The sequence below is a fragment of the Blastococcus sp. TF02-09 genome, from assembly GCF_003319105.1.
GTDB lineage: Bacteria > Actinomycetota > Actinomycetes > Mycobacteriales > Geodermatophilaceae > Blastococcus.
Window position 1 is genome coordinate 34,463 of sequence record NZ_QOHH01000016.1, and the last position, 23,127, is coordinate 57,589.

Sequence of the window (23,127 nt, forward strand, 5' to 3'; positions counted from 1 at the left end):
CCCCCACCGTCGAGGAGCTCCCGTGACCGTCGAGATCCCCGCCCTGCGGGGCCGGGGCATGACCCTGGCCGACCAGCTCGCCCGGCACGCCCGGAAGACACCCGACGAGACCGCGCTCCGCTTCGAGGGGGCCGGACGCAGCTACGGCGAGCTCGACGAGCGGGTGACCCGGCTGGCCCGCGCCCTGCAGCAGCGGGGCGTCGGCACCGGCGACCGGGTCGCCGTCCTGGCGCTCAACGGCATGGAGACCTGGGAGACCTACCTCGCCGGCGCACGGCTGGGCGCGATCGTCGTCCCGGTCAACTTCCGGCTCGTGGCCGACGAGGTCGCCTACGTGCTCACCGACTCCAGCTCCGTCGCCCTCGTCGTCGACACCGCGCTCGCCGAGGTCGCCGCCAAGGCGCGCGCGCAGGCACCGGCGGTGACGACGACGCTGGTGATCGGGGACGACTACGAGGAGGCGCTGGCCGCGGCAGGCGCGGAGCCCCTCGAGGTGGACGTAGACGAGGACGAGCCGGCGTTCCTCATGTACACCTCCGGGACCACCGGCCGCCCCAAGGGCGCGGTGCTCACCCACCGCAACCTGCTCATGCACGCGTTCAGCCAGATCACCACCCTCGGCTGGGATCCCGCCGACCGGGTGGCGGTCCCCGGCGCACCCCTCTTCCACATCGCCGGCCTGGCCGGGGGCATGCCGCCGCTGCTGCTGGGCGGCACCCACGTGATCATCCGGTCCGGCGCCTTCGACCCGGTCGAGACGCTGGACCTGATGGAGCGCGAGCAGGTCTCGAGCATCTTCCTGGTGCCGGCCATGTGGGCGGCCGTCCTCGCCGTCCCGGGGATCGCCGACCGCGACCTCTCGCACCTGCGCCGCGTCTCCTGGGGAGCCGCCCCGGCGTCCACCACCCTGCTCCGCGCGCTCATCGACGCCTTCCCGCAGGCCGAGGTGGTCACCGCCTTCGGGCAGACCGAGTGCAGCCCGGTCACCTGCCTGCTGCGCGGCGAGGACTCGCTGCGCAAGATCGGCTCGGTCGGCACGCCGATCCTCAACGTCGAGGTGCGGGTGGTGGACGACGCGATGGACGACGTGCCGCAGGGCGAGGTGGGCGAGATCGTCTACCGCAGCCCGATGGTCATGAAGGAGTACTGGAACAAACCGGAGGCCACCGCGGAGGCGTTCGCCGGCGGCTGGTTCCACTCCGGGGACCTGGTGCGCCAGGACGAGGACGGCTACTTCTACGTCGTCGACCGCAAGAAGGACATGATCATCTCGGGCGGGGAGAACATCTACTGCGCCGAGGTCGAGGACGTGCTCGCGGCGTACCCCAAGGTCGGCGAGGTGGCGCTGATCGGGGTGCCCGACACGCGGTACGGCGAGGCGCCGCTGGCGGTGATCGCCCCGCGCGACCCCGACGACCCGCCCACGTCCGAGGAGCTCGCCGGGTGGTGCCGGGACAAGCTTGCCCGCTACAAGAACCCGCGGGAGTACTCCGTCGTCGCCGCCCTGCCCCGCAACCCCAGCGGCAAGGTGCTCAAGACGGCGCTGCGCCAGGAGCACTCGGCCGGCTCGCTGGTGGCCGACCCGGTGGTCTAACCCGTCCAGGCGTCGGCGACCTGCGCAGCCACCTCGGCCGCCTGCGCACGCCCGGCCCGCGCCGCGGGCGCCCGGGCCGCGGGGTCGAGCACGTTCTTGCCGATGGCCCTGCGCGCCCCCTCGTCGGGAGTGACGACGGCGACGCGCGCCGAGACCATGCCGGTCACCTGCGCGTCGACGCTGGCGATCGGGCCGACCCCGCGCGGGATCGGGGCGAGCACGACCAGCCGGTCGTAGCCCTGGGCCAGGTCGGCGTTGGCCGCCGAGCGCATCCCGCCGTCGACGTAGCGCCGGTCGCCGATCGTGACCGGCGGGTAGACGCCGGGGACGGCGCAGCTGGCGGCGACCGCCTGCAGCAGCGGGACGCCGGAGGTGCGGTCGAAGGCGCGGAACTCGCCGGTCTCCGCGTCGACGGCGGTGATGACCAGCTCCCGGTCGGGCCAGTCGCTGCCGACCAGCCGGGAGCCGATCACGTCCAGCCGCTCCTGCTCGGTCGGGGTCAGCCCGGCCTTCTCGGCGGCGAGCGCGACCGAGCCGACCCGGCGGCGGAACTCCTCGTCGCGGCCGCGGCTGACCAGCATCGCCCAGGCGTAGCGCGCCAGGTTCGACCGCGACATCCGCGCCACCTTCTCCTGCGCGGGCGGCTCCAGCTGCCGGGCGAACATCGCCTCCAGGTCCGCTCCGGCGGTCACCTGGGCGCCGACGACCGACCCCGCGGACGTGCCCACGACCAGGTCGGCCGAGGTCAGGTCGACGCCCGCGTCGGCGAGGCCGGCCAGCACGCCGATCTCCCAGGCGATGCCGGTGATGCCGCCGCCGCCGAGGACGAGGGCCGTGCGCTGGTCGCTCATGCCCCCCATGGTCACAGACCCTCGACACCCGATGTGGTCTGGGCCACGCTGGCGTGGATGATCCGACGGACGGACTCCTCGACGAAGGGACGCGCATGACCGCCACGCAGCCGGCTCCGGACACCACGACGAGGAGTTGGCCCCCGGGTCTGCCGCGGTCGCTGGAGTACCCCGAGGTGCCGGTCGGGTCGATCCTGCGTGCCGCCGTCCGGCGCTGGGGCGACCGGGCCGCGTTCGTCCAGCACGACCTCCCGCTGACCTACGCCGAGCTGGGAGCCCGCGCGCACGCCGTCGCCGGCTGGCTGGCCGACCAGGGCATCGGGCGCGGCGACGTCGTCGCGCTGCACATCCCCAACTGCCGCCAGTACCCCGCGCTCTACTTCGGGATCATGCTGTCGGGCGCGACCTTCTCCCCCACCAACCCGCTGCTCCCGGCCGCCGACCTCGCCGCGCAGCTGACCGACGCCGGTGCCACCGCGCTGATCACCTGGGACCAGGTGCTGCCGATGGTGCGCCCGGCGCTAGCCGCCACCCCCGTGCGGACGGTGATCGTCACCGGTGAGGCGCACTCGCACGACGTCGCCGCCCGCCTGGACCTGGCCGACGGCGACGTCGACGCCGCCGACCTGCTGACCGGTGACCCGACCGACCGGCGGCTCGACGCCGGCGTCGACGTGGACGCGGACCTGGCCCACCTCGCCTACACCGGCGGCACGACCGGGGTGAGCAAGGGCGTGGAGCTCCCGCACAGCAACGTGATCACCAACGTGCTGCAGTCGGTGTGCTGGAGCAACGGCGCGGTGCCCGAGCTGGACGAGCACGGCGACGTCACCGCCCGGCAGGTGGCCGGCACCGACGAGTACCCGACGCCCATGGGCACCGCCCGGATCATCAACCTCACGCCCTGGTTCCACGCGATGGGCGCCGTCGGCTTCCTCAACGGCATGGTCATGAGCGGGACGACGGTGATCATCCACCCCCGCTTCGACCCGGCGGCGTACGTCGAGGACATGGCCCGCTACGACGTGACCTCCATCGGGGGCGCGCCGCCGATCTTCGTGGCGCTCCTCCAGGTGCCGGCGTTCGTCCAGGGCGACTGGTCGGGCGTGCGCGGGGTGTCCAGCGGCGCCGCGCCGCTCCCGGTACCGCTCATCCAGCGGCTCCAGGCGCTCCTGCCCAACGCCACGATCGGCGAGGGCTACGGCCTGACCGAGGTCACGATGATGGCGACGGGCAACCCCTCGTTCCGGTCAGGCACCCGCAAGCCCGGCACGGTCGGCGTCCCCGTCTTCGACACCGAGGTCAGCATCCGGTCGCTGGAGGACGGCGCCGAGATGCCGCAGGGCGAGCGGGGCGAGGTCTGCATCCGCGGCCCGCAGGTGATGCGCGGGTACGCGCACCGCCCCGAGGCCACCGCGGAGTCGATCGACGCCGACGGCTGGTTCCACACCGGGGACGTCGGGATCCTCGACGAGGACGGCTACCTGTCCATCGTCGACCGGACCAAGGACATGCTGCTCTACAAGGGCTACAACGTCTTCCCGCGCGAGCTCGAGGAGATCCTCTTCGGCACGCCCGGCGTCGCGGGCGCCGCGGTCGTCGGCCGCCCCGACGAGGAGGCCGGCGAGCTGCCGGTCGCCTACGTCGTCCGCAAGGCCGACGACGCCGGCGCCGCGCTCACCCGGGAGTCGGTACTGAAGGCCGTCAACGACAAGGTGACGCACTACAAGCGGCTCCGCGACGTGGTGTTCATCGACGCCATCCCGGTCTCGGCCGCCGGCAAGGTGCTCAAGCGCGAGCTCGCCGCGCTGGAGCGGGAGAAGGTCGGCGGCTGACGCCTGCGCTGCCCGGCCCTCCTGCAGGGACCCGCCGCGAGCCTGCGAGTGGTGGGGGGCAGGAGGGTCCTTCATCTACTGTCCGCGGCGTGGACACCGAGTGGGAAGGCGCCGACACCGAGCACGCCGGCGTCCGGATCGCGCACGAGGAGGTCTCCCCCGTCCGGCAGGTGCTGCGCCGGGTGTGGATCGCCGCCATCGTCCTGGTGGTCGTGGTCCTGATCGTCTGGCTGGACCGGGACGCCTACCGGGACGGCGACGAGGTGGGCATCTCGCTGCTCGACGCGACGTACTACGCGACCGTCACCCTCTCCACCACGGGCTACGGGGACATCACCCCGATCACGCCCGAGGCCCGGCTCATCAACATCGTGCTGATCACGCCCCTGCGGATCATGTTCCTGATCGTCCTCATCGGGACGACCCTCGAGGCGCTGACCGCGCGCTCGCGGGAGGAGTTCCGCATCCGACGCTGGAGGTCCCGCGTGCGCCAGCACGTCATCGTCTGCGGCTACGGCACCAAGGGCCGCAGCGCCATCCGCTCGCTCATCGCCAACGGCACGCCGGCGGACAAGATCGTCGTCGTCGACCCGGAGCCGCGGGCCATCGACGAGGCCAACTCCCTCGGCCTGACCGGCATCATCGGCGACGCCGGCCGCACCGAGGTGCTCCGCCGGGCATCGGTGGAGCGGGCCCGGGCGGTGATCGTGGCGGCCAACCGGGACGACGCCGCCGTCCTCATCACCCTGACCGTCCGGCAGCTCAACCACAGCGTGCCGATCACCACCAGCGTCCGGGAGGAGGAGAACGCCAACCTCCTCCGCCAGTCCGGCGCCGACACCGTGATCACCACCTCGGCCACCTCCGGGCGGCTGCTCGGCCTGTCCACCGACTCGCCCCGGGTCGTGGCCGTGGTCGAGGACCTGGTCACCGGCGGGCAGGGCCTGGACCTGCACCAGCGCACGGCCAGCGCCAGCGAGGTGGGGCTGGGCCCGCGCGACCTGCGCGACATCGTCCTGTCGGTGACCCGCGGCGGGCGCACGCTCCGCTTCGACGACCCGCTGATCGGCACCCTGCAGCCCGAGGACGTCCTCGTCGTCGTGCGATCACATTGACGTCCTCCGGACGTCGACCGCGGCCACGTGCCATTCCCCGGCTGCGCTGAGCACCACCGCCACCTTCTCGCGGACCCTCCGGGCCCACTCGTCGGCGGCCCTCGCAGGGCGGCTCCGAGCGTTCGATCGTGGACCCTCCGGGCCCACTCCTCGCGCTCAGCTCACGCTCTCACGCAGGTGCGGGTCTCCTCGTCGCGGCCGCGGAGGGTGACCGTCCGGTCGGGACGCCAGTGCGCGCGCTCGTCCGGGGCGGCACCCCGCACCGTCACCTCGCTCGCCACGGCCCGGCCGGCGTGGTTCTTCGCGAGCTCGGTGAGCCGCGCCGCCTCGTTGACCGGGTCGCCGATCACCGTGTACTCCAGCCGGCTGGCCGCGCCCACCTGGCCGGCCCACACCGGACCGCAGGCCACGCCGACGCCGACGTCGACCTCGCCCGCCTCGGCGACGGCGGCGCAGATGCGGCGGGCCGCCCGCAGCGCCGCGCCCGCCGGGTCCGGGTGGTCGGTGGGGGCGCCGAAGACGCACAGCGCGGCGTCGCCCTCGAACTTGTTCACCAGCCCGCCCTCGGCCTCCACCGTGTCGACGACGACCGCGAAGAACCGGTTGAGCAGCCCGACCATCTCCTCGGGCCCGGTGCGGCGGACCAGCGAGGTGGACCCGGCGATGTCGACGAACAGCGCGGCGACCGTGCGCTGCTCGCCGCCCAGGCTCACCCCGGTGCGCAGCGCCTGCTGGGCCACCGTCGTCCCGACGTGCCGGCCGAACAGGTCGCGCAGCCGCTCCCGCTCGGCGAGGCCCGCCGCCATGGTGTTGACGCCCTCCTGCAGCAGCCCGATCTCGCCGGCGTCGTCCACCAGCACGTCGACGTCGTAGTCGCCCCGGCCCACCCGCTGCACTGCGCGGCGCAGTTGGCGGAGCGGCTGACCGACCGCGCGGGCGGTGAGCAGGGTGGCCAGCCCACCCACGAGCAGCGCGACGACGACGAGGAAGACCACGGCGGTCTCGCCCGGGCCACCGGGGTTGCTGGGGTCGAGGAACAGCAGCACGACGCCGAGCAGCGGGACCCCGCTGGTCAGCGCCCAGGTGAGCAGCAGGCGCGGGCGCACACCGAGGACCAGCGCACCGACCGGCGGGTGCGCCGCCAGGGCGCGCGCGGTGACCGCCCGCGCGGCGCGGGCGGTGAGCAGGTAGGTGACACCCGCGGTGACGACGCCGCCGAGCGTCACCGCGACGCCCACCCGGAGCCCCACCAGCGGTTCGGGGAAGACGACCGCGGACACCGCGGCGGTGAGCACCGCACCGACGAACCAGATCGAGGCCGCGATGAGGGCGCTGTCCAGCGGCAACCGGAGCGCCTGGGCGGCCTCGGTGCCGGTGGGCTCACGGCGGTCGGTCAGCCAGCGGGTGGTCGCCCGCTGGCGGCGCAGGCCGGCCACGGTCCCGATCGGGAAGGCGAGCACGAGGTAGGCGGCGGCGGTCCAGAGCACCTCGGTGCGGCCGCTGCGACCGCTGCCGTCGTCGACACCCACGAGCAGCAGGACGACGGTCCCGACGCCGACCGCGTTGGCGACGATCACCAGCAGGACGATGAAGGGGACGGCGGACCGGCCGCTGGGCGCCCACTCCGCCCACGCTCCGTCGCGGGCGACCGTCGCCGGCCGGCTGACGTCCTCCGTGGTCATGACCGGCGCAACGCGACCCGGCGGGCGCCGGTTCCTGGGATTCCCCCGATCGTGATCACCCGGCCATGATGTCCCACGGCACGCGGGCGACGACGAGGAGACCTCCGGTGGACCAGCACGAGTACCTGCGGCACGACGGCCTGGCGCTGGGCGGGCTCGTCGCACGCGGTGAGGTGACGCCCGCGGAGCTGCTCGCCGCCGCGCGGACGTGGGCCCGGGAGGTGAACCCGGCGATCAACGCCGTCTGCACCTGGCTGGACGACCTGGCCGACGAGCGGGCCGCCCAGCCGCTGTCCGGCCCCTTCGCGGGGGTGCCGTTCCTGCTCAAGGACCTGCACCAGCACCTGGCCGGCGCGCCGACGTCGGACGGCTGCCGCGCCCTGGCCGGGCGGAGGGCCGAGCGCACCAGCACGGTCGTGCAGCGGTGGCTGGACGCCGGGGTGGTCGTGTTCGGCAAGACCAGCACCCCGGAGTTCGGGTCCAAGGGCATCACCGAGCCCACGCTCTTCGGGCCGACGCGCAACCCGTGGGACCTGGAGCGGACCCCGGGCGGCTCCTCCGGCGGCTCGGCGGCCGCGGTGGCCGCCGGGATCCTGCCGGTCGCCGCGGCCAGCGACGGCGGCGGCTCGATCCGCATCCCCGCGGCCTGCACCGGGCTGGTGGGGCTCAAGGCCGGGCGCGGGCTGGTCCCGTTCGGCCCGGACGAGAGCGAGCCGCTCAACGGGCTGGCGACCAACGGGGTGGTCTCCCGGACGGTCCGGGACACCGCCGCGATGCTGGACGTGCTCGCCGGACCCGACGCCATGAGCCCGTTCGCCCCCGCCCTGCCCGGGCGGCCGCTGCTGGACCGGCTGGACGAGGCGCCGGGCCGGCTGCGGATCGGCGTCACCACCGAGTGCGCGCTGCGCGACCGGCCACACCCGGAGGCCGTGTGCGCCGTCGAGCACGCGGCCGCGCTGCTCACCGAGCTGGGGCACGAGGTGGAGGAGGTCGCCCCGCCGCACGACGACCGGCAGCTGGGCCGGGACTTCCTCACCATCTGGTTCGTCCACCAGGCCAACGAGGTCGCCCGGATCAAGCGGGAGACCGGCGCCGGGGACGACGGCTTCGAGGTCGACACCCGGATCATGGCGGCGCTCGGCCGGTCCTACAGCGCCGTGGAGCTGCAGGCGGCCGACGAGCGGCGGCGGCTCTACATCGCCGCGCTGGCCGACTTCCACTCCCGGTACGACCTGCTGCTGACGCCGACGCTGGGCGAGCCGCCGATCCGGGTCGGCTCGCTGGACACCCCCGCGCACCTGCAGCGGATCAGCGAGGTGCTGCTGCGCACCCGCACCACCGCGGTGCTGCGGCGGATCGGCATCGTCGACCAGCTGGTGGAGGCCAACCTCGGCTGGGTGCCCTACACCCAGCTGGCCAACATCACCGGACGGCCGGCGATCAGCCTGCCGCTGTACCGCACACCCGACGACCTGCCGCTGGGCGTCCAGTTCGTCGGCCGGCTGGGCAGCGAGGAGCTGCTGCTGCGCCTGGCCCGCCAGCTGGAGGTCGCCGCCCCCTGGGCCGAGCACCTGCCGCGGATGGTGGGCGCGGTGGTCTGAGGGCCGGACGGGTCGCGCCGCGCCCTCACCCGCGGGCGATCTCCTCGACGATCCGCCGCGCCTCGGCGCGGCCTTCCGGAGCCGGGACGAGCGGGTAGACGTGCACCGCGCCGGGGCAGACGGTCAGCCGCAGCTCGGCGCCCGCGGCCTGAGCCCGCTCCTGGAGCAGCAGGGCGTCGGGGAGGCACAGCTCGTGCGTGCCCACGGTGACGTCCATCGGCGCCAGTCCCGCCAGCTCGCCGTTGATCGGGCTCAGCTTCGGCTGGGTGGGGTCGTCACCGCCGGCCCACACCTTCCCCGCCTCCACGGTGCCGTCGATGTTCAGCCAGGGGTCGCGGGGCTCGAGCGCGGGCAGGTCGGGGTGGCTCAGCGTCAGGTCCAGCCAGGGCGAGAGCAGCACCAGCCGGCGCGGCTGGGGCAGCCCCTCGGCGGCCAGCGTCTGGGCGAACCCGAGCGCCAGTCCCCCACCGGCGGAGTCGCCGGCGATGGTGACCGCCGACGCGTCCGCCTCGGCGAGCAGCTCGCGGTAGACCTCGGTGACGAAGGGATAGGCCTCGCGGTAGGTGTGCTGCGGGGCCAGGCCGTAGAGCGGCACCTCCACCCGCACGCCGGCGTCGGCCAGCGACGAGATCAGCGCCCAGTGCTGCTTCGCGATCTCCCCGGTGTAGGAGCCGCCGTGCAGGTAGACGGCGGCCCGCCCGGTGCCGCCGTTCCGCGGGGCGACCGTCGTGCACGGGAAGCCCTGCACCTGGCGGGTCCGCACCCCGTGCCGGGCACGCAGCTGGGCCGGCGGCTCGGAGGACCCCTTCGGGGCCGCGATGCGCCGGCGGGCGCGTTCCACCGTCGCCGTCCGCGGCTTGCGGGTCAGGCGCAGGACGCCCGAGATCACTCGCATCTGCAGGCTGGCCATGAGCGGCGTCCTCTCCGGTGCTCGACGTGCGGGCGCGCGCACCCTATGCGCTGCCGCCGGCCCGGTGCGTCACCGCCTACGGTGCGGGAGTGCGCAGCGGACCCCGCCTCGAGGCGATCACGCCCGCCACCGTCGACGCCGCTATCGCCGTCCGGGTGCGGCCGGACCAGGAGCGCTTCGTCACCCCGGTCGTCACCTCGCTGGCCGAGGCCTACGCGCACGGCCCCGTCGCGTGGCCGAGGCTGATCGTCGACGCCGGCCGGCCGGTCGGCTTCGTGATGGCGTTCCTCGACATCGACTGGCTCGGCGACGGCGCCCGTTCCGACGTCCGCTCCGGGCTCTGGCGGCTCAACGTCACCGCCGACGAGCAGGGCCGCGGGTACGGGCGCTTCGCGGTGGCGGAGGTGGCCGCGGAGATCCGGCGCCGTGGCGGCACCCGGATGTACACGAGCTACGAGCCCGACGAGTCCGGGCCCGGCCCGTTCTACGCCCGGCTCGGGTTCCGTCCGACCGGGGAGAGCAGCGGCGGGCAGACGGTGGCGGTTCTCGGGCTCGACTCCCCCGCCGGGTAGCCGGTCACATGTCGCGGTAGCGGACCGCCGCCTCCAGGCCGCTGCGCAGCCAGTCCTCCTTGACCGGGCGGCCCGGCTGGGAGAAGACGGCGTAGGCCTTGGTGTCGCGCTGGTAGCGCCACCCCTCGGCCAGCAGGCCGACGTCGTAGGCGTCGAAGCCGATCGCGTCGAGGAACTCGGTGACCGTCGCCTTGGCGCCGGCGTCGTCCCCGGCGATGGCGAGCACGGACCGGTCAGGGTCACCGGCCGGCTTGGCCAACCGGCGCATCTCGGCCGCGGGCACGTTGTTGAAGGCTTTCACGACGCGTGATTCGGGCAGGTGCGCCTGCAGCAGCTCGCTGACCGTCGTCGACTCGTCGTCGAGCTCCGGGATCTGGCCGTCGCGCTGCGGGTAGTAGTTGTTCGTGTCGATGACGACCTTGCCGCGCAGCGGCTCCACGGGGACGTCGCGGTAGGCCTTGAGCGGCACCGAGACGACGACGAGGTCGCCGGCCTCCCCCGCCTCGGCCGGCGTCGCCGCCCGCGCCTTCGGACCGAGCTCGGCCACCAGGTCGGCGAGGGTCTCCGGGCCCCGGCTGTTGCTGAGCACCACGTCGTAGCCGGCGGCGACCGCCAGCCGGGCGATCCCCCCGCCGATGTTGCCGCTGCCGATCAGTCCGAGAGTCGTCATGCTTTCGCCAAGGAGGACGTGACGCGCGTCATTCCTGTGCTGGACGAGCCCTCGGGAGAGAGCGAGCACGCGGGACTCACAGGTCGAACCGCTCCTCGTGCAGCTGAGCGGGTGGCAGGCCGGCGTCCAGGAGCGTTCCGCGGACGGCGGTCATCAGCCCCGGGGGCCCGCACATGTAGACGTCGCGCTCGACGAGGTCGGGGATGTTGTGCAGGAGTGCTGCCCGCGAGAGTGCGGCGCGGTCCGGCCCGAGCACGTAGGCGACCCGTGCGCCGCGGGCGCGGGCGATCGCGTCGAGCTCCGCGCGGAAGACGAGCTCGTCCTCGTTCCGGGCCCGGTAGACGAGGAGCAGATCCCCGTCCGGCGCGATGGGGATGCTCTCGAAGAGCGCCCGCATCGGGGTGATGCCCACTCCCCCGGCGATGAGCACGACGTCCCGGCGGGTCCGGCGGGCGGGCGTGACGGCGCCGTACGGACCCTCGGCGACCACCCAGGTGCCCACCGGCAGGGCCTGCAGGTCCCGGGACCCGTCGCCGAGCTCCTTGACGGTGAGCCGCAGGGCGGTGTCCGTGGGCGCGGCGGACAGGGAGAAGGGGTGTGCGGTCGACCAGTGGTCGGGCGTCAGGAACCGCCAGCGGAAGAACTGGCCGGGCTCGGCGGCGAGGTCGCGCAGGTGCTCCCCGGTTACCGTGATCGAGACGACCCCGGGGGCCTCCCTCTGCACGCCGGCGACCCGGAGCCGGTGCCGGACGGCCTGCTGGAGTGGGGCGATGACCCGGTAGCGCAGGACGAGCGCGACGACGTACGTGTACGCCAGCGCCCAGCCGATCTGCAGCGCCGGTCGTCCGGCCAGGTCGGGGCCGGCCAGCATGTGCGCGAAGGACAGCGCCACCGCCACGTACATCAGCAGGTGCACGCCGTGCCAGGTCTCGTGACGCAGCCGACGTCGGGCGGCGCGAGCGGACATCACGCCCGCGGTCACCATCAGGACGGTGCCCACCGTCGCCGCCGGGAGCCACGGCATGCCGAGCACCTGCCAGGCCGCGCCCACGAACCCCGCGCCGGTGAGCTGCGCCCAGCCGGTGAGGGCCGCGGCGGCGTGCACGAGGACCAGAGCCACCACGGCCCGTCCGAGCCGGCCGTGCCACCTGGCCAGCACGTCGGCACCCACGCCTCGTTCGAGGGCCGGCGTGCGCGCCATCAGCAGCATCAGCACCAGGACGCCGTAGCCCGCCAGCATGCCGCTCACGTGGGCGACCAGTGCGGTGAGGTGCCCTCCTGGCTCGAGTCCCGCCACGACGACCGGCCAGGTCGCGACCGTCAGCGCACCGAGCGCGCCGATCGACAGGGCCGTCGCCGGGTGCACACCCGGCCACGCGGACGGACGGTGCGTCCGCGGCGGGGAGGTCCACGCGTCCGTGGTGGTCACGGCAGGTCTCCCGTCCCTGCCACCGGGGCCGGTCCGGCGCCGGGACTGCCCGGCGGCGCGACCGGTGAGACGTCGGGCGCGGTGATGCCGAACCACAGGCCGCAGGCGGTGGCCAGCGCGAACAGCACCGTCCCGACCCGGGACGGCGTCGGGGTGTCGCCGCGGTGTCGGGTGCTCATCGGGGCATGTCCACTTCTCCGCGCGCGACTAGTCGGGCCGACCGGGCCGAGCGCCGTGACCGTGCCCGTCGGCTCCGCCGTCCCCGGCGCGCACGATGCCGACCGCGGCTCCTGGATCGACACCCGCGGCGGCCACGGCGGCTCCGGCCACGCCACCCCCGAGGAGGAGCCCGAGTCCTACGCCGACGGCCACCAGGCTCCGGGGCGCTCCGCGACGCCGCCGACCACCGGGACCGCCCTGCGTGCGTGTCGCGGCAGGCGGCACGCCCGGCGGCTCGGCGGACGGGTGTGCGGCCGCTGCGGCGGGTGGGATCTCCCAGCGCGGATGGCTGCGGTCGTCCTCGGGCATCGGGGTTCCTCTCTCGGGGGTGGGCGGCTGGGCGTCGTCAGACCCGGGCGAGGCCGCGGATCGGCGCATCGAGCGACCTCGTCAGCAGTCCTGCGGCGACGGCCCCGGCGGCGTTGAGCGCCGCGTCCAGCGGGGAGACCACCCGACCCAGGGGCAGGGCCCACTGCAGCAGCTCGATGGCTGTGCCGGCGGCGAGCGCCCCCGCGAGCAGAGCGGTGGGCCGCCGCAGCGACGGCCAGAGCAGGACCGCGAGCGCGGCAGGCACCACGAGCAGGCCGAGGTTGCCGAGGAGCTGCAGCAGGGTGGCGGACGAGTCCAGGCCGGTCAGGTACCAGCGCGTCTCCGTCGCCGGTGAGCCCCAGGCCCATCCCGACCCCTCGGGCGTCAGCGTGGCCGCTGCCACGCCGACGAGGGAGGCGATCAGGAGCGCGTACCCACCGGGACGCGCCGGCGTCGTGCGTCCGCGGTCGGGCATCGATGCTCCTCAGGTCGGGATGGCCGGCTGGACCGCGGGGATCCCGCTGTCCTGGCATCCAGCCTCCATCGCGTCCCGGGGCTCCCGCGTCGTCCGCGCGCAGGCTCCGCCGCCTACTCCGGCCGCCGTACTCGCGGCCGATCCGGTGGTCCGGGCGCCGCCGCAGCCACCGGAGAACGTCAGCGCGGGTCGGTCTCGCCCGCCCGCACCAGACCGGTCTGGTAGGCGATCACCACGAGCTGGGCCCGGTCGCGGACGCCGAGCTTGGACATGGCCCGGTTGACGTGCGTCTTCACGGTGAGCGGCGACAGGAACAGCCGGCCGGCGATGTCGCTGTTGCTCAGCCCGAGCGCCACCAGCGCGACGATCTCCCGCTCCCGGTCGGTGAGCACGTCGAGCGCGCCGGGCACGACATCGGGCGCGCCGTCCTGCGGCTGGGCCAGGAAACGCGCGATCAGGCTGCGGGTCGCGCGCGGCGACAGCAGCGCCTCGCCGCGGGCGACGACCCGGATCGCCTCGAGCAGCTCCTCGGGCTCCACGCTCTTGCCCAGGAACCCGCTGGCCCCCGAGCGCAGGGCCTCGAGCACGTAGTCGTCGGCCTCGAACGTGGTCAGCACGATGACCTTGACGTCGGACAGCTCCGGCGCCCCGGTGATCGCCCGCGCCGCGGCCAGGCCGTCGGTGCCCGGCATGCGGATGTCCATGAGGACGACGTCCGGCCGCAGCTCGCGGGTCCGCCGGACCGCCTCGTCGCCGTTCCCGGCCTCACCAACCACCTCGAGGTCGTCGGCGCTGCCGATGAGCGCGGCGAACCCGGACCGGATGAGCACCTGGTCGTCGGCGAGCAGCACGCGCAGCGTCATGGGGTGTTCCTCGGGATCTCGGCACGGACGATGAAGGAGCCACCGGGTCCGGGACCGGCGTCCAGCCGGCCGCCTACGGAGGCGATCCGCTCGCGCATGCCGACCAGCCCGTGGCCGGTGCCCGGAGTGGGTTCGCCGTCGGTGCGCAGCGGGTTGCGCACCTCCAGGACGACGGCGTCCGGCCGGTGGTCGACGAGCAGGTCGGCGGTGCCGTCGCCGTGCTTGAGCGCGTTGGTCAGGGACTCCTGCACGATCCGGTAGGCGGCGAGGTCGGCCAGCTGCGCGAGCGGCCGGGGGTCACCGGTCGTCCGCCGCGTGATGTCCAGGCCCGCGCGGCTCGTCGACTCCACCAGGGCGTCGAGCTGGTCGAGCCCCGGGGCGGGCGCCGTCGGCACCTGCTCGTCCTCCCCGGTGCGCAGCAGCCCGAGCACGGTGGACATCTCGGCGAGCACGGTCCGGCTGGCCTCGCGCACCAGCCCGAGGGCCTCCTTGGCCTGATCGGGACGGGTGTCGAGCAGATGGCGGGCGACGCCGGCCTGGACGTTGACCACGGAGATGTGGTGCGCCACGACGTCGTGCAGCTCGCGGGCGATCCGCAGCCGCTCGTCGGTGACCCGCCGCTCCGCCTCCTCCTCCCTGGTGGCCTCGGCCTGCCGGGCCCGCGCCTCGGCCGCGGCGACCGCCGACCGCTGGGCGCGGACCGCGACACCGACGGCCGCCGCGGCCCCGGTCGTCGCCACCAGGGTGAGGTTGCGGTCGCTCAGGAAGCCCTCGGCCGCGGCCACCGACACGGTGTAGACCGCCGCGGTGGTCAGCGTGGCCAGCACCGTGGTGCCGAGCGAGGTGTGCGCGCCGATCGTGTAGAGCGTCAGCAGCGACAGGACGACGGGAGACGCCGGGTCACCGGTGTGCGCGATGAGCGCGACGGCCACCGCCAGGCCCACGGCCCAGACCAGCAGCGGGCGGGTGCGCCGGAACACCAGCGCGCCGGCCCCGACGACCAGCAGCAGCACGGTGGGGACGTCCAACGTGGCGATCGTCTGGTACGCCGGACCCCCGCGCCCGCGGTCGGGCCCGCGGTGGCCGCCGTCGAACAACGGGTCCCAGATCGCGGCGACGAACACGACGACGGCGAGCGCCGCGTCCACCAGCAGCGGGTGGCGGGTCAGCCAGCGCCACAGCGAGGCGAACCGGACCACGGGCTCGAGCCTAGCCAGCCGGTCCGCCCCGCCCGGAGGGCTGGCACGAGCCGCGGGGGCGTGTGCCGGACGGTCAGTCGTCGCTGGAGTCGCGGTCGCCGTGGTGTCCGCCGCCGTGGCCGCCGGTCTCGGTGCCGGTGACGGTGAAGTCCTCGCCGACCTCGACGGTGAGCTCCTCGCCGTCGGCGGTCGTGATGTGGGCCTCGTAGACCCCGCCGTTGTCGGTCTCGCTGCGCTCGATGGTGGCGCCCGGGTAGGCCTCCAGCACGGCGTCCTCGACCTGGGTCTTGGTGTCCCCGGTCAGCGCTTGCTCACCCTGGCCGCCCCCGTCGCGGTGTCCTCGACCGTGGCCGCCGGTCTCGGTGCCGGTGACGGTGAAGTCCTCGCCGACCTCGACGGTGAGCTCCTCGCCGTCGGCGGTGGTGATGTGGGCCTCGTAGACCCCGCCGTCGTCGGTCTCGCTGCGCTCGATGGTGGCGCCGGGGTAGGCCTCCAGCACGGCCTCCTCGACCTGCGTCTTCGTGTCCCCGGTCAGCGGCTGCTCGTCGGACGACGCGCTGGTCCCGGTCGTACCGTCCTCCTCGGCGCTCGCGGTGACCGTTCCGGCGAGGACACCGCCGGCGATCAGGCCGGCGGCCACGAGGCCGGCTCCGCTGCCCCACCGCTTCCACGTCTTCGTGCTCGCCATCTCGGCACCTCTTCCGTCGTCATCGATTCGCCGCGCCTGTCGGCTTCGGGCGACTCGGCGACCAGCCTGCCCGGGGCGCAGGGCTCACCGCGTCGTCCCGACGCAGGCTCCTCGACTACTGCGGATGCAGCAGGCCCGCGCCCGGTCGACCGGACGGAGCGGCTCGTGCCCGCCTGGGGCCTCGAACACGGCGAAAGCCGGGGCCACCGCTGTCCGCGGTGACCCCGGCTTCCCGAGGGTTACGGGCCTGGCATGTCGCCAGGACCACGTGGTGGAGGTACTCCGACGAACCTCGAACAACTACGGCGTCACGCAGCGGGTGTCGCGGCTGACCCGGCACTTGGCCGAAATCCCATCTGTCGAAGTGTCAGTGACGGTGCGACCCACGCATCGGCCAAGCAAGCTGAGCCAGCGGCTGTCCGCGGAGACGGTGGCGGAGATTCTGGCTGCCTACCAGGCCGGCGCGACGACGCGGGAGGTCGGTGAGTGCTTCGGCCTAGCTCACAGTTCAATCAATAAGCTGCTTAAGCAGCAGGGTGTTGCACTGCGAAGACGAGCGCCAAAGCCGCTGAGTTGAGTCAGATTACAGCATCTTCTCACAGAGATTCATTTAGTGACGCGACCCAGCTCTACGTCAACTGCTCGACGTGCACCCCAACGATCCAACCATCGAACGTATGGCTGGGGTCGTATGTCTCTTCTGTGAGGCCAGCAGTCTCTACTTTACGAAGCTGGCCGCTCCCAGGAATCGGAACCCATACTTTTTGACTCCCGAGCCTTGGCGATTGTTTCTCTAATTGTCGATCGCAGGTTACGGCTTGGATTGACTGAACCATGCCATTGAGCTCAGCATCGGCGCTATTATCATGGTGTTCTTCGGCAAAGCAAACTTTATCGCCCCACTCCTTCCCTAACAAGGTAGCGACCCAGTCGGCGCTTGGCTCCGTCCGCCGTACTTGCCATTTCACATGCGAGCCGACACGGAAATCGTCGCCGCAGCATTGCTGCTGCCACGAGTCCACCCACACGAACGTCTGAGTGGACTTGCCTATAGTTTTATCGGATTTTGAGGATTGTGCTGCCATGATGTAAATTGTTTATAGAATGTAGGTTCCACTGTAGCATTTATTGAATCAGCCGCCCAGGCGATCGCTATGTTACTGCTAATTAAGACTTCATGTTGTCGCGCATGGCCCGTAACAACGCTCGAACGAACTTGTCATAGTCGGGCTGCGGCCGCAGCTCCACGCCGCTCACGATTGCATGTCGCGGCCTTCGCTTGCTGCCAACAATCGGTACGGCGGCCAAATCACGTAGGCGCTGCAACTTTGCCCAAGCCCGACCAGCCCGCTGTGGCAGAGAGGGGTGCCGCTGTGTGATCTTGCGACGATGCATGCGTAAATTTATATCGGCGACCGCCGGCGCGAAGTAGACATGAAGATCGCTAATCTCAACGGGGCGTAGCCTACTGAGCGCTCGATTGCGATCTGCCGCCAGGATGCCGAGCAAGGTGTGGCGTTCGTAGTACTGTTGGTAATCGAGGCGGGGCATCTGCAATTAGATTACCCCCCCCCCCCCGCTCGTCAATGACGGAGCGTCACCGTCAAACTGAGTAAGAGTCTAGAAGGGCATATAAGGCTTCAGAGCAACCCTCAGTTCTGCTCCAAGCTCAACTAGTTTCGGGTCTTCGCCGCCAATCGCATTTATTAAGAGGTTGTCATACGTCTTAGGCGAGATACCGAGTGCGCCCGCCGGCAGCCCCCGCAATTGTTTGCCCGGCATCACCTTAAGGAGTTCGTCCAGGTCTAAGGGTTTCGACTGAAACAGGCTCTCGACCTTGGTCTTTTCGTCAGCCATCAACGCTTGGGGCGAAAAGCTCCACTTGCTCTGGTCGAAGATTGCAGGAATGGAACCGGCGATTGCTTGTAGGGATGCTGTCTTAGTGCTTACAGATGAAACCACCCCAGTAAGGGCCGCATCGATCAACACTTTCCATCGTTCAAGTACTACTTTATGCCTGTCACCATCCGTGAAAGTGCTAATGACCTTCTGTTCGTAAGCTGGTCTATCGAACTTGACACCAAGGTGCTTAGCGACCGCGGCCACTACTCCAGGTAAGCAGTATAACGTCTCGACCTCATGAACCTTGAGTGGGAGGACGCCAGCAACTAGGCTATTCAAGTGCGCCTCGGAATGGAAGTCACGGTCAGTGATTCCCTTGACGGTTAGGTTCTGGACAAGCTTCGATGACGACAAAGCTGACACGCTTCGAAGCACCATATCGCAGGAACCCACTGCGTGGACGACTGTCTCCTTCGTGTTGAACCACGCCTTGTATAAACGGGCATCAAGGGCGTCGCTATCACCTTCGCAAAAGATCACATGCGTGGCATAGAAGGACAACGTTGCCGTGCCCAGTAGAATAGCCGCCAAGTCACTTGAATCAGCAGCTAGCTCGATTGGCGTCAAGCCTTCCTTGGGGTTAGCAAGCAGGTAATTGACGGCTTGGCGTGATGCTGCAAATGTCATGTCATGGGTCACGTAGATGAGCCTCAAGTCCGGGCGTGCGTTTTCAATTGCATCCCAGAACTGGACCGCCAGCAATGAATGAAAGTGTGTCTCAGGTTCGTCAACTAGGATAACGGCACCTAGGTCCGCCCCTAGAGTGCGTCCGGCCAAATAAAGCGCCGCCTTTTCGCCGTCACTCATCTGCCACGCTGAGTACTCTGCCGGTTCGTCACCCACGGCAACCGTATTGATTACCATCGGCATATAGTCGCGGAATCTCAGTTCACGACCAGGAAAGAGGTCGTGCCATAGGGTCTGAATCTTCTCGAGGGATGTCAGGGGAGGGAGATGGGGCATTACGCCAGATCGGGCAATACGCAAGAACTCAAGGGAACTCTCGGCGGCCTCGCCTATTAGTGCCGTGAGCATGTAGTCGAAATCGTTCGTAAGCTCATATGGTTGCGTGCGTGCCGTCTCCCTCTGTGATTGAAAGTTGGCTTTCGCTTGTTGCAAGGCCATCGGTTGCAATTGTGGACTGATCTTTGTGTTGCGAAGGGCGCTTACTACCTCAATGTGAACCGTACTTGTGATCTCACGCGAACGGCGTGACTTGCCTGACCCATTGGGTCCGACAATAACCACCGGGCCATTCTCGGTGATTTCGATTCCGTTCGGTAAGCGAACTAGATGTTGTTGTACCACATCTTCACTACTCGACTGCATAGGACCTCCTTGCTCTGTATTATACGCTGCTAATCGCATGTAGGATGGATACGTCGGTACAAGCTTAACCTGTTATTCTGTTGTGCGTCTGATGACGAAATCATGTACCGATGAGAACGTACCTAACTGGACTCGAACTCAAATAACAGAGGTGGTTCGGCGCACAGGGTCCCGCCGGTTACGTACCGACCGGACACAAAATGACCCCTGTTACAGGGGGAGATAAAGCGAAAAAAGATGATCTTGGTGGAGGTGCTCCGACGAACCTCGAACAACTACGGCGTCACGCAGCGGGTGATGCAGCTGGCCCGGCACCTGGCCGAGGCCCCTGTTATCGAAGCGTCACTGACGGCGCGGCCTGCATACCGGCCGAGCAAGCTCAGCCGGCGCCTATCCGATGAGGCTGTGGCCGCCATCGTCGCCTTGTACAAGGCTGGCGCTACAACCCGCGAGGTTGGCGAGCGATTCGGCTTGGCACACAGTTCAGTGAATAAATTATTGAAACAAGAGGAAGTTGTCCTTAGGCGCCGTGGCACTCGGAGTTGACTCGATGACATGCGACTTGCGGGCGGTTGTCCACTCAATTATAGTTGGGGCAATATGCAGAAGACTAGAGACACGAGCGAACATGTGCCAAGCGAGTCAAATGAAATCGAGCTCAGCATGGATGAGCTTCGTGAAATTGCTGGCTTTGCAGTGGAATGCGCATGTAGGGCTTTGCTTATTTTCGAACGGCACATGCCTGGCGATAACCGCCCCAGGGAGGCCATCGAGGCGGCACTCGCCTTTTCGCAAGGTGAAAAGCGTTCAAACGCATTGCGAGCATGCGGCATAGCAGCCTTTAAAGCGGCTGGCTCAGCGGCTACACCTGCGGCAGCGGAGGCAGCTAAGGCGGCCACTCAAACAGTCGGAGCTGCGTTTCTTCACCCATTGGCGAAGGCGCATCAGGTGGCCCATATTCTGGGTGCGGCTGCGCACGCCGCACGAGCGGCCGAACTAGACGCCGACAATAATTCGCAGGTCGGTGCAGCAGAACGTGATTGGGCTATTCAACACGCTCCAGCTACGGTCTCGGATATTCTTGCTCGTTATCCCGCTGCGCCTTCGGGAGGCGGGCGTACAGGCGAGTTGCTCCGCGAGCTCGATGCCGCATTACGTCAATAGCGATATAGAGTTGGAGTAAGCTGTTCTAGGTATACCTTGGTGGAGGTACTCCGACGACACTCGAACAACTACGGAGCGGTCCAGCGGGTCGGCCGCCTGAGTAGGCACCTCGCTGAGCGCCCAGTGGCAGCTGCCTCCAGACCGCCTCGGCATGACTACCGCCCCACCAAGCTGAGCCAGCGGCTGAGCGACGAGACGGTGGCCGCAATCCTCGCCGCCTATGCCGAGGGCTCGACCACCCGGGCGATTGGCAAGCGCTTCGCCTTGGCACACAGCTCGGTCAATCAGCTGCTCAAACGCCATGGCATCATGGCTCGGCGGAGAAGTCCCAGCCCCGAGCAGGTTGCAGGAGCACGAGCGATGTACGAGGCAGGGCAGTCGACGTTGCAAATCGCCACGGCACTCGGCTTCGGCGCGAGCACCATCCAAAGGACCCTCCGCCAGGCCGGCGTGCAGCTGCGGTCTAGGTGACCAAGAAAGGGCTGGAGACTAACCCGAGCTATGCACCCGTCGGTCATATCCGTTCACAATTAAGGAACATCTCCGCCGCGGGATGACTTAGACTGCATCGGCAATTCGCGCTAAGATGGTGGTGATGCGAATTCTTGGCGCTCCCCGTGATTGGCCTCCGTCTGCGGAAGAGGAACTGGCCCTACTTATTAGCCGGCACAGCTCTGATCTCAGACTCGACCGCAATGCTGACGAGGCGCTCAGTCTGAGCGTCGCGCTCGACGAGCTTGATCGTTGGCTGGCCGACCCCCGACCGTATGACCCAGGCTTTCACCGCTGGCCATGGCAACACATGGCCGAGGACGTCCAGCAGGTCATCGCGACCCGGGGACCACGACTGCGCGCGTCAACGCCCGGGCTGTCGAAGCTCAAGGAGCTCCTCTCGACGCCGAAGTTGGGCGCCAAGCCGGACGTTCGACAACAGGCCGGCGATTTCCTGCGTAGCGGGCAGGTGGAGTGGGGGCAGGCCAGCGTCGCCGCCTTCGATGACCTACTGGCGGCCGTCCGCGATCCGGCGGCCACGACGGAGACTGTGGCCGCTCGTTTGCGCGTTCTGGAGTCAGCGCTGGCCATGACCGGTCGCAGCCTGCGGAGCGAAGGCAGCCTGCTGGCGGGCGTCCTAGATGACGCGGCCTTCGACATCGCCGTCGCACGCCGGAAGCTGGACGGCACGCCGCTGCCGGCGCCGAGCCGGCAAGCCAAGCTCGACAGTGCCGGCCTAACCCCGGATGAGCGGGTCGCGCTGTGTCATGCCCTCCTGCAGCAAGAACGCACCCCGGGTCGCCAGGCCATCTGGGTGGTCTACGGGCGGGCCCGACTGGCTGCCGCCGGCTGGCGTGTCGACTTCGGGCCGGTGACCTTCTACGACGGCCCGGCCATGCTTGGACTCATCGACCTGGTACGTGATGGGACCGGTGGTCGGCGCGAGGACCTCCCGGAGGAAATTTGGGCCGACCCGGAATTGGGCGACCCTGCCCGCCGCGATCTGACCTGGCCGAAAGATGTTGAACGGTGGGTCGCGGTGCGGGTAGACCTCGGAACGCGCCGCTACGCCGACCCAGTGCGGACTGCCTGGGAGCAGGTTGAGGCGCTTGTCCAGGTCGCTGGCTTCCATGCGCGGGGCACTGCCTGGGAACGCTTCAGTGGCTACCTGTTTGTCGAGGATGGGCAGCTGCGCGGCTCGTCCTTCCCCTTCGGTCCACCGTTCGATCGCCGTCGCCACCTGCACGACTACACCGACGAGGAACTGTTCCGCCTGGCACCGCGGTTGCAGCCCCACTTGCCGGTAACCGACCCGCTTCTAGCGGAGCTGCTGCAGGTGTCCGCGCTAGTACACGACCGCGAGGAGTCCGCCGATCCAACGACGTTGCTTCAAGATGTGCGCGCCATCGAGCTGGTCGCTAGTCGCTGCTCGACCGCGTGGCAGGACCTGCTGATCGACAACCTCGCCATCGACGCCGTGCGGCAAGCCGCCCGGCTGGATGTCTTCAACGCCGTCTGGACGATGACGAGCAACAGCGAGCTCAAGGCCCACGTCCCAGACCTGCCTGAGCCAAACGACCTGCAGCAGTACCTGCCGGGCGGACACCACCGCTACCAGCTGCGGATTGACGTTGCCCTGGCAGCTCTAGAGCCACTGGCCCAAGCAATGCCGACACATCACGCCGGCGGACGGCGCATCCGCACGGTCGCCGCGGCGTGCGCGGACCCTGCCGCCCTTCAGGCCTGGGTGGAAGCCGCGATCGAGGACTACAAGCGGCGCGTCCGACGACTGAAGCGCTGCCGCGATTCCCTGATTCACGGCGGGCCGATCAGCCTGGACGTCGCCCAGACGGTGCAGCGCTTTGCCAACCGCCAGGCCCAGGCCGTGGTGGCCACCGCCCTAGAGGCGATCCTGCAAGGTCGGTCTATCGCGGACGTCTTCGCGGAGCACCGCCACGACGACGCCGCTTGGCGGGCAGAAATCGGGGACGCCAGCTCTGTCGCAGAAGCACTCCTTGGTCAGCCTGAGGCCTGAGACACGTCGCCCCTTATCCGGCTCTTCTTACTTGAGGTGGGGGCTGGTCAGTCCGCCGGCGATCACGAGCATGCGTAGGCGGTAGTTGTCGCGGTTGCGGAAGCCGCGGGCGATGCGGCGGTGGAGCTCGATGAGGCCGTTTACGGCTTCGGTGCCGCCGTTGCTGGCCCGGCCGGTGTCGAAGTAGGCCAGG

21 protein-coding genes are annotated in these 23,127 nt (G+C 70.1%); 8 read left to right on the forward strand and 13 right to left on the reverse strand.

Annotated elements, in window-relative coordinates; translation table 11 throughout:
* Window positions 1-22: 22 nt before the first annotated feature.
* The gene (locus tag DQ239_RS19055) at window positions 23-1,594 is read left to right on the forward strand and encodes a long-chain-fatty-acid--CoA ligase (RefSeq protein WP_199583178.1); all 1,572 of its coding nucleotides are present in this window, start codon (window positions 23-25) and stop codon (window positions 1,592-1,594) included.
* Here the strand turns inward: DQ239_RS19055 and DQ239_RS19060 are convergent.
* A complete protein-coding gene (locus tag DQ239_RS19060; RefSeq protein ID WP_113836015.1) occupies window positions 1,591-2,445 on the reverse strand; it encodes a patatin-like phospholipase family protein in 855 nt (284 codons plus the stop codon). The two genes, DQ239_RS19055 and DQ239_RS19060, sit on opposite strands and share 4 nt — an antisense overlap.
* A gap of 95 nt (window positions 2,446-2,540) precedes the next feature.
* On the opposite strand from DQ239_RS19060, the gene DQ239_RS19065 reads away from it, so the two are divergent.
* Together DQ239_RS19065 and DQ239_RS19070 are read left to right on the forward strand one after the other, a co-directional pair.
* Window positions 2,541-4,280, forward strand: a complete 1,740-nt coding sequence (locus DQ239_RS19065; protein WP_113835998.1) for an AMP-binding protein — start codon at window positions 2,541-2,543, stop codon at window positions 4,278-4,280.
* An 89-nt stretch (window positions 4,281-4,369) separates the two neighbouring features.
* Window positions 4,370-5,395 (forward strand): potassium channel family protein, encoded by a 1,026-nt coding sequence (locus tag DQ239_RS19070; RefSeq protein WP_113835999.1) that lies wholly within the window; start codon window positions 4,370-4,372, stop codon window positions 5,393-5,395.
* Window positions 5,396-5,556: 161 nt separating this feature from the next.
* On the opposite strand, the gene DQ239_RS19075 is transcribed toward DQ239_RS19070, so the two are convergent.
* Window positions 5,557-7,077 (reverse strand): adenylate/guanylate cyclase domain-containing protein, encoded by a 1,521-nt coding sequence (locus tag DQ239_RS19075; RefSeq protein ID WP_113836000.1) that lies wholly within the window; start codon window positions 7,075-7,077, stop codon window positions 5,557-5,559.
* Between the two features lie 107 nt (window positions 7,078-7,184).
* Here DQ239_RS19075 and DQ239_RS19080 point away from each other — a divergent pair, with 107 nt between their 5' ends.
* Complete coding sequence (locus tag DQ239_RS19080; protein ID WP_113836001.1) at window positions 7,185-8,678, forward strand: amidase; 1,494 nt, start codon at window positions 7,185-7,187, stop codon at window positions 8,676-8,678.
* A gap of 25 nt (window positions 8,679-8,703) precedes the next feature.
* Here DQ239_RS19080 and DQ239_RS19085 read toward each other — a convergent pair whose 3' ends face one another.
* Window positions 8,704-9,588 (reverse strand): alpha/beta hydrolase, encoded by an 885-nt coding sequence (locus tag DQ239_RS19085; RefSeq protein WP_113836002.1) that lies wholly within the window; start codon window positions 9,586-9,588, stop codon window positions 8,704-8,706.
* An 89-nt stretch (window positions 9,589-9,677) separates the two neighbouring features.
* On the opposite strand from DQ239_RS19085, the gene DQ239_RS19090 reads away from it, so the two are divergent.
* Window positions 9,678-10,160, forward strand: a complete 483-nt coding sequence (locus tag DQ239_RS19090) for a GNAT family N-acetyltransferase (protein WP_113836016.1) — start codon at window positions 9,678-9,680, stop codon at window positions 10,158-10,160.
* 4 nt (window positions 10,161-10,164) lie between these two features.
* Here the strand turns inward: DQ239_RS19090 and DQ239_RS19095 are convergent, their stop codons facing one another.
* The 9 genes from DQ239_RS19095 to DQ239_RS19130 form a co-directional block, all read right to left on the reverse strand.
* The gene (locus DQ239_RS19095; protein ID WP_113836003.1) at window positions 10,165-10,830 is read right to left on the reverse strand and encodes an NAD(P)-binding domain-containing protein; all 666 of its coding nucleotides are present in this window, start codon (window positions 10,828-10,830) and stop codon (window positions 10,165-10,167) included.
* Between the two features lie 76 nt (window positions 10,831-10,906).
* Window positions 10,907-12,259 carry a ferric reductase-like transmembrane domain-containing protein gene (locus DQ239_RS19100; RefSeq protein WP_199583180.1) on the reverse strand — a complete coding sequence of 451 codons (1,353 nt, stop codon included), beginning with the start codon at window positions 12,257-12,259 and terminating at the stop codon, window positions 10,907-10,909.
* The gene (locus DQ239_RS19105) at window positions 12,256-12,438 is read right to left on the reverse strand and encodes a hypothetical protein (RefSeq protein WP_113836004.1); all 183 of its coding nucleotides are present in this window, start codon (window positions 12,436-12,438) and stop codon (window positions 12,256-12,258) included. The genes DQ239_RS19100 and DQ239_RS19105 overlap by 4 nt, the downstream gene beginning before the upstream one ends.
* A gap of 386 nt (window positions 12,439-12,824) precedes the next feature.
* Window positions 12,825-13,262: a VanZ family protein gene (locus DQ239_RS19110; RefSeq protein WP_113836005.1), complete on the reverse strand. Its 438-nt coding sequence runs from the start codon at window positions 13,260-13,262 to the stop codon at window positions 12,825-12,827.
* Between the two features lie 179 nt (window positions 13,263-13,441).
* Window positions 13,442-14,125, reverse strand: a complete 684-nt coding sequence (locus DQ239_RS19115; protein WP_113836006.1) for a response regulator transcription factor — start codon at window positions 14,123-14,125, stop codon at window positions 13,442-13,444.
* Entirely contained in the window at window positions 14,122-15,324 is a 1,203-nt protein-coding gene (locus DQ239_RS19120; RefSeq protein ID WP_199583182.1) for a histidine kinase, read from the reverse strand. The genes DQ239_RS19115 and DQ239_RS19120 overlap by 4 nt, the downstream gene beginning before the upstream one ends.
* Window positions 15,325-15,397: 73 nt before the next feature.
* Window positions 15,398-16,012: a hypothetical protein gene (locus DQ239_RS20730; protein WP_199583184.1), complete on the reverse strand. Its 615-nt coding sequence runs from the start codon at window positions 16,010-16,012 to the stop codon at window positions 15,398-15,400.
* Window positions 16,013-16,641: 629 nt separating this feature from the next.
* Window positions 16,642-17,097 carry a DUF6578 domain-containing protein gene (locus DQ239_RS20190; protein WP_147252177.1) on the reverse strand — a complete coding sequence of 152 codons (456 nt, stop codon included), beginning with the start codon at window positions 17,095-17,097 and terminating at the stop codon, window positions 16,642-16,644.
* A 535-nt stretch (window positions 17,098-17,632) separates the two neighbouring features.
* Window positions 17,633-19,243 carry an AAA family ATPase gene (locus DQ239_RS19130; RefSeq protein ID WP_158544904.1) on the reverse strand — a complete coding sequence of 537 codons (1,611 nt, stop codon included), beginning with the start codon at window positions 19,241-19,243 and terminating at the stop codon, window positions 17,633-17,635.
* 555 nt (window positions 19,244-19,798) lie between these two features.
* Between DQ239_RS19130 and DQ239_RS19135 the strand changes: the two genes are divergently transcribed.
* From DQ239_RS19135 to DQ239_RS19140, 3 genes are all read left to right on the forward strand, one after another.
* Window positions 19,799-20,407 (forward strand): putative immunity protein, encoded by a 609-nt coding sequence (locus DQ239_RS19135; protein ID WP_233489496.1) that lies wholly within the window; start codon window positions 19,799-19,801, stop codon window positions 20,405-20,407.
* Window positions 20,408-20,605: 198 nt separating this feature from the next.
* Window positions 20,606-20,878, forward strand: coding sequence for a hypothetical protein (locus tag DQ239_RS20195; RefSeq protein ID WP_147252178.1), 273 nt, complete (start codon window positions 20,606-20,608; stop codon window positions 20,876-20,878).
* Between the two features lie 331 nt (window positions 20,879-21,209).
* The gene (locus DQ239_RS19140; RefSeq protein WP_113836010.1) at window positions 21,210-22,934 is read left to right on the forward strand and encodes a hypothetical protein; all 1,725 of its coding nucleotides are present in this window, start codon (window positions 21,210-21,212) and stop codon (window positions 22,932-22,934) included.
* Window positions 22,935-22,961: 27 nt separating this feature from the next.
* Here DQ239_RS19140 and DQ239_RS19145 read toward each other — a convergent pair.
* Window positions 22,962-23,127 (reverse strand): transposase (locus DQ239_RS19145; protein ID WP_147252179.1); only part of this gene is annotated, 166 nt, incomplete at its 5' end.